This window comes from Desulfonauticus sp. (assembly GCF_055126295.1).
This window is the reverse complement of the sequence record NZ_JBSRHE010000005.1, coordinates 121,922-134,884: the sequence shown is the minus strand read 5'-3', so window position 1 is coordinate 134,884 and position 12,963 is coordinate 121,922. Positions and strand designations below refer to the sequence as shown.

Genomic DNA, 12,963 nt, shown 5'->3' with positions numbered 1-12,963 from the left:
TTTAAGCTAAAAGTACGGCAATAATTCCACACAAAAATATGCCATCAAAAGTGCCTGCTCCACCAATGGAAAGTATTGGACTTACCAGTTTATTCTGCTCAGAAGGATTTAAAAGATGCAAAATATCTGCTCCCACCAATGTGCCCAGGGTACCGGAAATATAGGCAACTTGAGGGGCAATATCTGCAGGTGCCAAAATCCAGGTAGCCAGGACAGTAATTAAAGGAGGAGCCAAAAAAGGAATGCCTATGCCAACTCCTGGAATGGGACGGGCCAGTTTATAGCAGGCCAGGGAGACAATCAAAAAGCAAAGCCCCAGTTCTAAAGAAACCCCAATCTGGGAAATAAAATAAAAGGACAAAAAAATGGGAATAAGTCCACCACCAACATTTAAGGCGATTATTTGCTTAGAAAAATCAGCTTGATAATATCTGACGTGTCTAAAAAACTTAGAATAAAAATCTTCTTCCATCTCATAAGGAGCAAAAGAAATCTCCCTGCTGAACAAGGGCAAATTGATACCACTTCCAATTAAGGTGGTTATAAGCAATAAAAAGGTTTGCAGTCCTGTTAGCCCCAGTTTATGAAAGGCAATAACAAATAAACCAATCTTAATCAGGCCAAAAAGCAGTAAAACTAAAAGAAAAAATAAAATAAGAATAAAAATAAAATAGGGAAAATAAAAAATAGGACCCATTGTCTCCTCCTGCTAAGAGGAAAGGCTACCATCTTTAAAAAGAGAGGTCAAAATCTTCTCCAGGAATTTTAAAGTTAAAAAAGAATTTGACCTCTAAAAAAAATTATCCACCCAAATAGGCTTTGCGTACTTCAGGGTTACTTAAAAGATTTTCTGAACTATCTGCCAGAACAATATTGCCCACTTCAATAACATAACCTCTATGGGCCAATTTTAAGGCAGCTCGTGCATTTTGCTCTACCAACAGAACTGTTACCCCGCTTTCATTGATTTCTTTGATGGTAGCAAAAATGGATTTAACCAAAATAGGAGCCAGGCCCAAACTGGGTTCATCTAACAGCAAAATTTTCGGATTAGCCATAAGCCCTCTGGCAATGGCTAACATCTGCTGCTCTCCTCCACTTAAAGTGCCTGCCAACTGTTTTCTTCTTTCTTTTAAACGGGGGAAAAGGGAAAAAATCCACTCCAAATTCTTCTGAATGGTCTTTTCATCCAGTACCGTAAAGGCACCCAAATTTAGATTTTCCTGTACAGTCAGGGTGGAAAATACTCTCCGCCCTTCGGGAACCTGAGCAATACCCAAGCTCACAATTTCATGAGCCTCTAACTTGCTAATCTCAACATCTTTAAAATAAATGGTGCCCTTGGTGGGCTTTAACAGTCCACTAATAGTGTTTAAGGTAGTAGATTTTCCTGCTCCATTGGCTCCCAAAAGAGTTACAATTTCACCTTCTTTTACCTCTAGATTTATGCCATGTAAAGCTTCCACATTACCATAACTAACATGTAAATTTTCTATTCTAAGCATCTTCTAATCCTCATCCACACCTAAATAAGCTTCTATAACCAAAGGATTATTCTTCACTTCTTCTGGAGTGCCTTCTGCAATTTTGGCTCCATGTTCCAGGACCACAATATGCTCACATATGCGCATAACCAAACTCATATCGTGTTCAATGAGCAAAACAGTTATTCCTCTCTTTTTTATTTCTCCTATTAATTCAACCAGTTCTTGGGTCTCCTGCTCATTCATGCCCCCAGCTGGCTCATCTAAAATAATGAGCTTAGGCGAAGTGGCCAGGGCTCTGGCTATTTCCAGAAGTCTTTGATTTCCATAGGAAAGGTTTTTGGCTTTATTTGTTAGCTCCTTGCTTAAACCTACAAATTCAAGCTCAGCCCAGGCCTTTTTTAAAGCTTCCCTTTCTTCCTCTTTTTGCCATTTAGGCCTGAACATGCAAGCCAGCATACCAGCTTTCATTCTACAATGGCAACCAGCCAAGACATTTTCCAATACCGAAAGGTTTTGAAAAAGACGAATGGTCTGAAAGGTCCTGGCTATGCCTAAATTTACAATTTTATGAGTGGGTAAACCTACAATATTTTCACCTTCAAAAATAATTTCGCCACTATCAGGTTTATAATTGCCTGTAATTAAGTTAAATACAGTGGTTTTTCCAGCTCCATTGGGACCGATTAACCCTACCACTGCACCCTTATCTACAGAAAAACTTACCTCATTTACTGCCATTAAGCCACCAAAGGTTTTAGTTAAGTTTCTTAACTCAAGTAAACTCATTTTCCTGCTTCTCCCAGCTTAAGAAAATCCAAATTATAGGTTCTAGGTTTAGGAGGTATAATCCCTTGAGGTCTAAAAATCATCATTACTACCATAGCTGCACCAAAGATAAGCATCCTGGCACTGGCAAACTGCCTAAAAAGCTCTGGCAAGCCAATAATGAGAAAGCTACCCAGGATAATTCCCCGCATACTGCCAGAGCCTCCTAAAATAACAATTACAAACAAAATCACAGATTCCCAAAAGGAAAAGGATTCTGGAGAAATAATAGTCATTTTAGAAGCATAAATATTACCCACAAATCCGGCCCAGATAGCGCCAATAATAAAGGCCTTTAACTTATATCCAGAAGAATCAACTCCACTACCTTCAGCAGCTAAATCATCTTCTTTAATATAATTTAAAGCTCGACCAAAACGGGAATTTTCTAAACGATAAAAAAGATACACACTAATCCCCAAAAAAATCCAGATGTAATAAAAAAAGTCCTGAGGACGCCTGATGACAAATCCCCAAAGCTTGGGTCTGGAAATGCCAAAAATTCCATTGGACCCACCTGTAATTCCAAAGATATTGTTCACCAGAGCAATGCGCACAATTTCCACAATACCAATGGTAACAATAAGCAAATAATCACCGCGCAAGTGAATAATGGGCCTGGCCACCAGATAGCCAAAAATACCTGCCAAAAGCCCGCTTAAAGGCATAAGCCAAATAATGGGAATATGATACATGGTATTTAAAATAGCTGTGGTATAGGCTCCAATGGCATAGAAAGCTGCATGCCCCATATGAAACAGGCCTGTATGCCCTAAAATAAAATTTAAACTCAAAGCTAAAATAGCATAAATACCAATATTATTTAATACATCTACCCAATAGGTATTTAAAAATAAGGGAGCACAAGCTAAAACTAAAATAATAATTATGTTTATAATTCTTTTTCTGTTCATACCTACATCCTTACACCTTTTCAGCAACTCTTTCTCCCAATATTCCAGTTGGACGAACAATTAAAATAATAATTAAAACCAAAAAGGCTATAGCATCTTTCCAGGCAAAAGAAACATACGCAGCCCCTAAAGACTCCACTACTCCTAAAATAATTCCACCAAGCATAGCTCCAGGAATATTACCAATTCCTCCAATAACAGCAGCAATAAAGGCTTTTAATCCATAAAGCCATCCCATAAGAAAGTTTATTTGTCCATAATAAAGTCCAACCATAATCCCTGCAGCCCCGCCTAAAGCCGGACCAATAAAAAATACAATGGAAATAATTTTATTTACATTTATACCCATAAGCTTGGCTGCACCCTGGTCAATGGCTGCAGCTCTAATAGCTGTACCTGTTTTGGTCTTTTGCACAAAGAGGTATAAAGCAGTCATCAGGATAAAGGAAGCCAGTAAAAGCAAAATACGGATTAAAGGTATTTTCATTCCCAAAATATCCACTGCCATTTTGGGCAGGATATTGTGAGGATAGACTCTAAACTTTGCCCCATAAATAAGCATTAAACTGTTGGCAAAAAAGATAGATGCTCCCAGAGCTGAAACTACTGCAGCCAATCGGTCGGCCTTTCTTAAGGGGCGATAGGCTACTCTTTCTAAAATAATGCCAATAATACCTACCAGTCCCATGACCATAAGCATAAGTAATAAAATGCCACCCAATACACCTATTTTGTCCACTAAACCTAAGGAAAGAAGTAAGGTAAGCCCCAGATAGGCCCCAATAGAAAACAAATCTCCATGGGCAAAGTTAATAAGCTTCATCACGCCATAGACCATGGTATAACCAAGAGCAATAAGGGCATATATTCCACCGATAGCAAGTCCATTGGTAAGTTGCTGAATGAATAACTCCATACTTTTTCTCCAGAATAAAATTTACAAGAAAAAGGGCTGTCCTGGTAGAACAGCCCTTTTGATACTTAACTTATCTATTGCAGAACAAAGTTGCCATTGGCATCCACTTTATAAATACGATAGAGGTCACCCACTCTATCTCCCTTGCTATCAAAAGAAATCTTACCAGTAAGTCCTGGCATATCTTTTAGTTTGTTGTGAAGATAATCAGCAAGCACATCAGAATCAGTAGACTTGGTGGCCTTGATAGCAGTGGTCAAAGCCAAGAAACCATCTCCAGAAAGCACTGCCCAGACAGAGCCAGGAAGATCGCCATATTTTTTCTTATAAGCAGCCAAGAAGTCTTTGGCTTCTTTACTATCCAGGTCTTGAGGTACAGGAGGGCTCAAGAACATAAACCCTTCAGCAGCATCCTTGCCAGCAATTTTTACCAAATCAGGATTATTAGTAGCATCACCACCTATAAAGGGAACATTCCAGCCCATTTCCTTTTTCTGCCTGAGCAACAAGCCAGCTTCGGGATAATAACCAGTAAAAAAGACTACATCAGGATTAGCAGCCTTAAGATTGGTCAAAATGGCAGAATAATCCCTTTCTCCTGGAGTTAAGGCATCATAAAAAACAATGTTGGCACCCTTCTTTTCCAGCAAGGACTTGGTCTCATCAGCCAGACCCTTGGCATAGGTAGTGTTATCATGCAAAATAGCTATTCTCTTAAATCCTTTGCCAGTAAGGTAGTTGGCAGCTACTCTTCCCTGTTCATCATCTCTAGGAGATGTTCTAAAAAAGTATTTTAACCCCTTTTCAGTTAAACGAATGGCAGTGGAACCATTGGCAATCTGAATAATCTTGGCTTCATCAAAAATAGCCTGGGTAGCCTCAGTTACAGAGGAGCCATAGGTACCAATAACTCCTACAATATCCTGAGCAGAAAGCCTCTGAGCAGCCAAAGCAGCAGTTCTGGGATCTCCACCATCATCTTCTACCACCACTTCCACTTCACTTCCCAAAAGTCCACCCTGGGCATTGAGTTCTTCAGCCAGGAGTTTAACAATCTTTTCCATATCCTGCCCTTCACTAGCCCAGGAACCAGTTAAAGGACAAAGAAGACCAATTTTAATAGTTTTTCCAAAAGCAGGACCAAAACTAAAAAGCAGGCCCAAGCCAACCAGTAAACTAAGCAAAACTTTTCTCATCTACACCCCTCCTTCTATTTCTATTTTCCAGACAGCCATACTCAAAATTCAAGTCCAAATCAACTTTTTATTTATTTTCTCCTTATTATTTTTTGATTTTTCACCTAAAAACAAAATTATCAGAATTTTATTCAGAAAAAATAAAAAAAGCCCTACCATTTGGTAGGGCTTTTAAAAGCATAGTTTAATTTTTACGAAGCTTATTCGCCAAGGCCTTTGCGACCTATTTGACGGGCATAGGCCAAAGCTACGGTACGATAGACCAAGTGAGCAAGTTTGGTCCAGGGAAGATAAGCAATGAGCATAAATACAGAAATCAGGTGTAAGTAGTACATGGGATAGGCCAGGGCAGCTACATTGGCCACACGTAAAATCTCACTTAAAAGTCCAGTAAGGGCAATGGCCCAGATTACACCCAAAAGATACCAGTCATAATAAGAACTTACACTCTTAGAAGGATCAGCATTTAAACGCATTCTGGTAATCAAGACCAAACCAGCAATAAGCAAGATAGCTCCCACATTGGCCAAAATTTTTACTGGATTCCAGAGGGCCAGGGGAGTGTGCATTTCATGGCCAATTAACCTTCCACCCCAGTGTCCAACTGCTACGATAGAGGTAACAATGAAAAGGGCCACAAAACCATAGAACAGGAACAAGTGACCTTTATACCTTTCAGCATTGGAAGAACACTTCTGAAATTTGGAATGAGTAATAATCTCTTCTTTAACCACATCCAAAAGGGCCTGCCAGAAGCCAGGACCATCTTCCCTGGGAGTATAACCGCTTTCCTTAAAGGATTTAAATAAATTACCAATGGCTGAGGCAAAGGTAAAGAGCACAAAAACAGCTACCAGGCCAAATACAGGGTCAATGGTATAATCACCAGGGAATACCTTGCCAAAAACAATCTCTCCCTCAGGAATGGTAAGCCCGGTGGTAAATCCCCAAATAATGAGGTAAATTAAAGCAGGAATAGCAAATAAAATGGGTAAATACTTAGCAGAGCTAAGCCACTTACCCAGAATGGCAGGCTTAGCCAAAGAACGATAAGCCATATTCCTAAGAGCAGCTAAAACATCTCCAGGACTGGCTCCTCTAGGACAAAGGTCAGAACACTCACCGCAATTATGGCAAAGCCAAATGTCAATATCATTAACCAATTTATCCTTTAATCCCCACTGTCCCCAAATCATTTCTTTACGAGGAAAAGGGTTTTCCTCAGGAGAAAGTGGACAGATTACGCTACAAGTAGCGCACTGATAACATTTTTTAATGGACTCACCACCTGCAGCTTGCAGGTCTCTAATAAATTGTACATCCGGATCTACTACTAATCTAGCCATAAGCCCTCCCTAGAATCCCTTGTATGGGTTAGCACCAAAACCTTCTATTTCTTCCACAAACTTATCTATAATTTCAGGTACCTTATCATATTCATCAATAGATACCTGCACTTGTTTAACTCTTTCAGCTTCTACTTGTAATCTGGAAAGTGTCTCAGCTACGTTTTCCATCCTACGATTACAAAGCTCACTACCTTTAACAAAGTGACATTGATAATCTTCACCATACTTACAACCAAGTAAAAGCACTCCATCAATACCCTTAGACATAGCTTCTGCAATCCACTGAGTATTTACAGAACCAAGACAACGTACAGGAATAAAACGAACATAAGAAGACCATTTTTTGCCTCGCATAGCAGCCATATCTAAAGCTGGATAGGCATCATTTTCACAGCAAAGAACTAAGATTCTATAACCACCATCTTCTGCATATTCAGGCACCTGAATAGAGGTAATCATATCATTAACCATGGTGATGGAGTAATTATCAAAAGAAATAACTCTTTCCGGACAAGCACCCATACAAGTTCCACAGCGACGACATCTAGTAGGATTGGGCTTAGGTGTTCCCTTTTCGTCATCATCTAAAGCACCAAAAGGACACTCTTCTGTACATCTTTTACATTGAGTACAACGTACAAAATTAAATTTGGGATAAGACATATCCCCAGAACGAGGATGTACTGCTACACCTCTGTTGGCAGACTCTATACACTGAATGGCCTTTAAAGCTGCACCAGTAGCATCTTCCTTGGCAGCAACCATACCCATGGGCTGCCTTACGCAACCAGCAGCATAAATACCGGTTCTTCTGGTTTCATAAGGAAAGCAAATATAGTTAGAATCAGCAAAACCATCAAAAAGCATCAAATCAGGGAAGGTTGGCCCCTGTCTATATTGCAGTTTAAGACAGGAAGCTTCTTGTAATTTGGCAAGTAAAGGATTCTCGCAGGTTTCACTTTCTTCTTTCTTTTCCTCTTCTCCTTCACTAGCCTGGCTCTTGCACTCCAATTCCAGCTTGGCTTCTTCAGCAGTAGTAGGCACAATACCTGTAGCCAGGACCAACATATCTACCTTTACTTCCAGGTCTTCGCCCAAGAGGGTATCTTTTACCTTTACCACTACTTGATCGCCATCCTGGGATATTTCTTCAACTTCTGCCTTGGTCAAGAAGATACCAGGATCGTCTTGAGCGGCTTTATAATAATTTTCCATAATACCAGTGGTGCGCATATCTTTATAAAAGATAAAGGCCTTTGCATTTTCATCCAGTTCACGCACATACTGGGCCTGTTTTAGGGAAACCATACAACAAATGGAAGAACAATAAGGCAAGTGCTCAGGGTCTCTTTGCCCAGCACACTGGATAAAGGCAACACTTTTTACAGGAGCACCATCAGAAGGTCTTTTTAAGCCTTCTTTGGCCAAGGTCTCAAACTCCACATTGGTCACAACATTTTTAATTTGACCATAACCCAAATGGGAAAGTTTAGAAGCATCATAAGGCTTCCAACCAGTAGCCAAAACCACAGCACCAATGTTTAAGGTTTGCTCTTCTTCACCCACTTTGACTGTGGCTTCATAAATTCCAGGAGCACCAGCAATCTTTTGAATAGCAGCAGAAGTCAAAACCTTAATCTTATCATTTTGCTCTACTTCGGCAATTAATTTTTCAATGTCGTTTTCTTCTGTGCTGGTAAAAGGATATTTAGAAGGAGTCTTCTTATACATTTTGGCAGCAAAGCCACCCAAACGATCTTCCTTTTCTACAATCACCACATCATAACCAGCCTTGGCAGCATCCAAAGCAGCAGAAAGACCAGTAAAACCACCACCTACAACCAGGATAGTTTTATTGATTTCTGGAATTTCAGGTTCAGGTTTTTCTGCTTTTTCCAGTTTCATTACAGCCATTTTGATGTAGTCCTGAACCATCATGGTGATATGGTCTGCTTCCAAGTCAGTCTCTTCAATAGGTGGCAAATCTTCAGGCTCTTTAAAGCTCCATACTCCAAGCTCACGAATATTAGCCCTTTCTACCAGAACCTCAGGGCCAAAATCAAAGACATCCCAGTTTACTCTAGGAGAGCAACCAGCTATACACACTGCATTTATTTCTTCTTCTGCAATATCTTTTTTGATTGCTTCTACACCTTCCTGCCCACAAAGAAAGGGAAGCTCTTTGATTAGAGCAGGAGCGCATTCATCATCAATAAATTCCTTTACTTTCTCTATATCTACCCTGTTACCTATATCGCAACTTGTGCAGATATATACTCCTATTTTTTTTGCCATGTCTTACCTCCTGACCAAAGTTTGAATAGCTTTTAAAGCCGCACCTGTTGCTGTTTCTGCAGAAGTCATAACATCTAATGGCATTTTGGCGCAACCTGCGGCAAAAATTCCCTTATCTTCTCCACCTACGACAAAACCTTCCTTTACCTCCACATCTGCAGGGAATTCTACTCCATCTAAAGAAGGTTGCATACCAGTGGCCAAGACCACCAGGTCGTAGGTTTCCTCTTTTTTCACTCCAGCGATAATGTCTTCAGCAGTTACAATTACATTACCTTCACTGTCTTCTTCTAACTTGGCAACTTTACCCTTCACCATTTTAATCTTTTCATCAGCCTGGACTTTATTTAAAAACTTTTCATAACGGCCAGGAGCTCTAAGATCTATATAATAAACCACTATCTCCGCATCAGGATATTGCTCTCTAATATAGGTACATTGTTTAAGAGAAGCCATACAACAGATATAAGAGCAGTAATTTAAATGGTTCTGGTCTCTGGAACCAGCACACTGAACAAAGGCAATTCTTTGAGGTTCCTTGCCATCAGAAGGCCTTACAATCTTGCCCCCAGTAGGACCATTGGGAGCAGCCAACCTTTCCATTTGCATATTGGAAATGGCATTTTTAATTTGACCTGCGCCCAAATTAGTAAGGTTCTTAATATCATAAGGCTTCCAACCAGTAGCTACCACAATGGAGCCCACATTTAAAACTACTTCTTTTTCCTTATCTTCCAAGTCAATAGCTTTATATTCACAGGCACTTACACATTTAGCACAAGAAGTACCTGTACATACTTCAGAATCAATTACATACTGCATGGGCATAGCCATGGTATGAGGTTTGTAAATGGCTTTAGTCTTACCCAAGCCAAAATCAAATTCACAATCTCTTTCTACAGGGCAAACTTCCACACACTTATTACAAGCAGTACAATTGTTGTTCACAAAGCGAGGTTTAATCTTAACTGTAACTTCGTAATTACCAGGTCCGCCACTAATTTTGCTTACCTCAGCCAAAGTAAAATACTTTACTTTAGGATTTTTCTTTACTCTCTGGAAGTTAATTTCCAGACCACAAGTGGGAGGACACAGTTTGGGAAAATATTTGTTTAGTTGTGCCACTCTACCACCTAAATAAGGTTGTTTCTCTACAATAAACACCTCATACCCTACTTCGGCTGCTTCTAAAGCTGCGGTAAGACCGCTAAAGCCGCCACCTAATACTAATATACTATTACTCATGCCAATCCTCCCTCAAATTTTCCAAAGGTCTTATCACTCAAATGGCCCAAGTCAAAACTTTTTCTAAGCTCTGACTTAGACCATTTGGCAAAAAATAGCAAAAAATAAAAAAAAGCTGGCCGTGGTCAAACCACAGCCAGCTTAAAGCATCCTTATGGATGCATTGGATCAGGAATGATCTGAATGTAAGGTCTCTTGAAGAACTTAATCTCACCAGTTTCAGGATTAAACTGAGAATTGGTGAAGCACTTCCATTCTTCGTCATTAAGATCCATAAAGTCAGCACGATAGTAGAAACCAGGATAACGAGTTTCCTTACGGAACTTAATGTGGAGTATGTGCAAACGTACAGTCCAGAGACGATGGTAGTTTTCCCAAGCTCTTAGGAGTTCGTGTAAGTCGCGAGCACAAAGCTTTTCAGAATCTTCTTCGAGCATATCCAAGAGTTCTTCACAGCGTTCTAACAACTTTTCAGAAGTTACATAATAAGTAGCAACACCACCACCATATTCGTCAGTAGCCTTAATCAAGCGGAACATGAAGTTACGAGGAGTGATATATTTGGGGTTGATGTCAGGAGCAGTGGTAATATCTTTGTGCTCTAAGAAGTTATAGTAAGGCTTGTAAACGAGTTTAGCCAATTCTTCAGCACTTTCCTTCAAGGTAGGCACGAAATCTTTGTGATCTACAGCCCAGCGTACCAACTGCTTACCAGCGATACGACCTTCAGCGTGAGAACCAGAAGAGAATTTATGACCAGAAGCACCAACACCATCAGCACAGGTAAACAAACCGTTAACAGTGGTCATACGGTTGTAAACCTTGCCGTTGTCAGCCTTAATCTTGTACTCTTCAGGTACCCAATCTTCGTCTGGACCAGATACCCAGATACCACAACAACCAGAGTGAGAACCCAAGAGATAAGGCTCAGTGGGCATAATCTCAGAACCAACCTTTTCAGGCTCGATGTTCAAACAAGCCCACAAGTTGGCCTGACCAACACACATGTCTAAGAAGTCTTCCCAAGCTTCAGCTTCCAAGTGCTTCTGCTCTTTCTTATCCAAGGTCTTAAAGGTTTCCTGCAAGGCAGTAGCAGTGTCCATGAAGATAGGACCGCGACCTTCTTGCATTTCCTTGAGCATCATGTGGTTACGCAAGCAGGTAGGAATGATAGGACCATGAGCATAGCCCTTTTCTTCGTACTGCTTGAGCATTTCACGGTTGGTCTGACAGTAGTCTTCACCAAAAGCGTTAGTAGCTTTGGCCTTGAAGAGCAAGAACCAGGCACCAACAGGACCGTAACCATCTTTAAAACGAGCAGGTACGAACCTGTTTTCCATCATGGTCATTTCAGCGCCAACCTGAGAACAAAGAGTATAGGTAGAACCAGCATTCCATACAGGATACCAGGCACGACCCATACCTTCACCAGTGGAGCGAGGACGGTAAACATTAACAGCACCACCGCAAGCTACCAACATGGCGTTAGTTTTAAAAATGTATACCTTATTTTCACGAACAGAGAAACCAACAGCACCAGCAATGCGGTTGGGCTGATTGGCATCCAAAAGAAGTTTTACCACAAAAATTCTTTCTAAGTAACCAGTACCCTTGCCATCTTCTTCTCTGTACTCGCCAAGAGCGTTCTTAGCAGCTTCAGCCACAATACACTTATAGGATTCACCGTTGATCATAATCTGCCAACGACCAGAACGAACAGGCTTGGCACCATTGCGAATAGCCAATCCTTTCTTTTTGGCAGTAGCACCATCAACGCGCTTACCATCTTCTAAGGTAACCCAAACAGGAAGACCCCATTCTTCAAAAAGATGAACAGAATCATCAACGTGACGACCAAGGTCAAAAATCAAGTCTTCACGAACGATTCCCATAAGGTCAGTACGAACCATGCGTACATAATCATCAGGATCGTTTTCACCAAGATAGGTGTTAATAGCAGAAAGACCCTGAGCAACAGCACCAGATCTTTCCAAAGCAGCCTTGTCAACCAAGAGAACTTTTACGCCATATTTGTCAGCCCATCTCTTGGCTTCAAAAGCAGCACCACAAGCACCCATACCACCACCGACGAGTAAAACATCGGTTTTGATTTCTACAATTTCAGGCTCAGCCAAAGGTAAACCCAATGGTTTGGCCTTAGCAGGAATCTGAGGCATATTTATCCCTCCTTAAATTTTAATTTCTTAATTTAAAAGTTAACCTACAACTACTTTCTATACTTTGGATCAACCCAGGTCTCTACATAGTCAGCATTAGCAACTTCGTATTTTTTACCCAATACAGCTTTGGGTTTCTTCAATTCAGTTTCTGTAAAAAGAAGTTCATTGTCTAAATCACCGGGTTCAGGCTTTCCATCATAAGGCTTGATGGACCCTTCATCAGTGGTTCTGATGGGGAATTTAAAGCGTTTGATGTTACCATTTCTAAACTGAATGGTCCACATAATGTCAGAAGCACTGCGCATAGGAATACTGGTTCCGCCCATAGGAGCGAAGTCAGCATAAGGACGGGCTTCAATAGCACCCTGAGGGCAAATCTTTACGCAGGAATAACATTCCCAGCAAGCATCAGGTTCTTGGTTGTAAGCCTTCATTTCCTCAGGATCCAAGATCATAAGGTCATTGGGGCAGATGTACATGCAAGCAGTTTTCTCTCCACCCTTGCAGCCGTCACACTTGGCTGGATTAACAAAGGTTGGCATAACTCATCCTCCTC

The 12,963-nt window shown here is 40.6% G+C and carries 11 protein-coding genes; all 11 read right to left on the bottom strand.

The genetic code is table 11. The features are described from left to right. Nucleotide 1: 1 nt before the first annotated feature. Entirely contained in the window at nucleotides 2-697 is a 696-nt protein-coding gene (locus ACTCIM_RS04915; protein ID WP_472314167.1) for a DUF1614 domain-containing protein, read from the bottom strand. 103 nt (nucleotides 698-800) lie between these two features. Then, nucleotides 801-1,505: an ABC transporter ATP-binding protein gene (locus ACTCIM_RS04910; RefSeq protein WP_029968071.1), complete on the bottom strand. Its 705-nt coding sequence runs from the start codon at nucleotides 1,503-1,505 to the stop codon at nucleotides 801-803. Between the two features lie 3 nt (nucleotides 1,506-1,508). Beyond that, nucleotides 1,509-2,273, bottom strand: coding sequence for an ABC transporter ATP-binding protein (locus ACTCIM_RS04905; RefSeq protein ID WP_029968084.1), 765 nt, complete (start codon nucleotides 2,271-2,273; stop codon nucleotides 1,509-1,511). Next, complete coding sequence (locus tag ACTCIM_RS04900; protein ID WP_464278467.1) at nucleotides 2,270-3,226, bottom strand: branched-chain amino acid ABC transporter permease; 957 nt, start codon at nucleotides 3,224-3,226, stop codon at nucleotides 2,270-2,272. Before ACTCIM_RS04900 ends, ACTCIM_RS04905 begins: the two co-directional genes overlap by 4 nt. A gap of 10 nt (nucleotides 3,227-3,236) precedes the next feature. Continuing rightward, a complete protein-coding gene (locus tag ACTCIM_RS04895) occupies nucleotides 3,237-4,142 on the bottom strand; it encodes a branched-chain amino acid ABC transporter permease (RefSeq protein WP_029968089.1) in 906 nt (301 codons plus the stop codon). Nucleotides 4,143-4,216: 74 nt separating this feature from the next. Next, entirely contained in the window at nucleotides 4,217-5,338 is a 1,122-nt protein-coding gene (locus ACTCIM_RS04890) for a branched-chain amino acid ABC transporter substrate-binding protein (RefSeq protein ID WP_029968092.1), read from the bottom strand. A 200-nt stretch (nucleotides 5,339-5,538) separates the two neighbouring features. Beyond that, nucleotides 5,539-6,684, bottom strand: coding sequence for a quinone-interacting membrane-bound oxidoreductase complex subunit QmoC (gene qmoC, locus ACTCIM_RS04885; protein ID WP_472314164.1), 1,146 nt, complete (start codon nucleotides 6,682-6,684; stop codon nucleotides 5,539-5,541). A 9-nt stretch (nucleotides 6,685-6,693) separates the two neighbouring features. Then, nucleotides 6,694-8,982, bottom strand: coding sequence for an FAD-dependent oxidoreductase (locus ACTCIM_RS04880; RefSeq protein ID WP_472314161.1), 2,289 nt, complete (start codon nucleotides 8,980-8,982; stop codon nucleotides 6,694-6,696). A 3-nt stretch (nucleotides 8,983-8,985) separates the two neighbouring features. Further along, nucleotides 8,986-10,227, bottom strand: a complete 1,242-nt coding sequence (locus ACTCIM_RS04875; protein WP_472314158.1) for an FAD-dependent oxidoreductase — start codon at nucleotides 10,225-10,227, stop codon at nucleotides 8,986-8,988. 152 nt (nucleotides 10,228-10,379) lie between these two features. Next, nucleotides 10,380-12,404: an adenylyl-sulfate reductase subunit alpha gene (aprA, locus tag ACTCIM_RS04870; RefSeq protein ID WP_472314156.1), complete on the bottom strand. Its 2,025-nt coding sequence runs from the start codon at nucleotides 12,402-12,404 to the stop codon at nucleotides 10,380-10,382. A 50-nt stretch (nucleotides 12,405-12,454) separates the two neighbouring features. After that, the gene (gene aprB, locus ACTCIM_RS04865) at nucleotides 12,455-12,949 is read right to left on the bottom strand and encodes an adenylyl-sulfate reductase subunit beta (protein WP_472314154.1); all 495 of its coding nucleotides are present in this window, start codon (nucleotides 12,947-12,949) and stop codon (nucleotides 12,455-12,457) included. Nucleotides 12,950-12,963: the final 14 nt, after the last annotated feature.

Coding starts and splice junctions, on each gene's coding strand:
- ACTCIM_RS04915 (WP_472314167.1), bottom strand. CDS start 697: ATGGGTCCTATTTTTTATTTTCCCTATTTTATTTTTATTCTTATTTTA.
- ACTCIM_RS04910 (WP_029968071.1), bottom strand. CDS start 1,505: ATGCTTAGAATAGAAAATTTACATGTTAGTTATGGTAATGTGGAAGCT.
- ACTCIM_RS04905 (WP_029968084.1), bottom strand. CDS start 2,273: ATGAGTTTACTTGAGTTAAGAAACTTAACTAAAACCTTTGGTGGCTTA.
- ACTCIM_RS04900 (WP_464278467.1), bottom strand. CDS start 3,226: ATGAACAGAAAAAGAATTATAAACATAATTATTATTTTAGTTTTAGCT.
- ACTCIM_RS04895 (WP_029968089.1), bottom strand. CDS start 4,142: ATGGAGTTATTCATTCAGCAACTTACCAATGGACTTGCTATCGGTGGA.
- ACTCIM_RS04890 (WP_029968092.1), bottom strand. CDS start 5,338: ATGAGAAAAGTTTTGCTTAGTTTACTGGTTGGCTTGGGCCTGCTTTTT.
- qmoC (WP_472314164.1), bottom strand. CDS start 6,684: ATGGCTAGATTAGTAGTAGATCCGGATGTACAATTTATTAGAGACCTG.
- ACTCIM_RS04880 (WP_472314161.1), bottom strand. CDS start 8,982: ATGGCAAAAAAAATAGGAGTATATATCTGCACAAGTTGCGATATAGGT.
- ACTCIM_RS04875 (WP_472314158.1), bottom strand. CDS start 10,227: ATGAGTAATAGTATATTAGTATTAGGTGGCGGCTTTAGCGGTCTTACC.
- aprA (WP_472314156.1), bottom strand. CDS start 12,404: ATGCCTCAGATTCCTGCTAAGGCCAAACCATTGGGTTTACCTTTGGCT.
- aprB (WP_472314154.1), bottom strand. CDS start 12,949: ATGCCAACCTTTGTTAATCCAGCCAAGTGTGACGGCTGCAAGGGTGGA.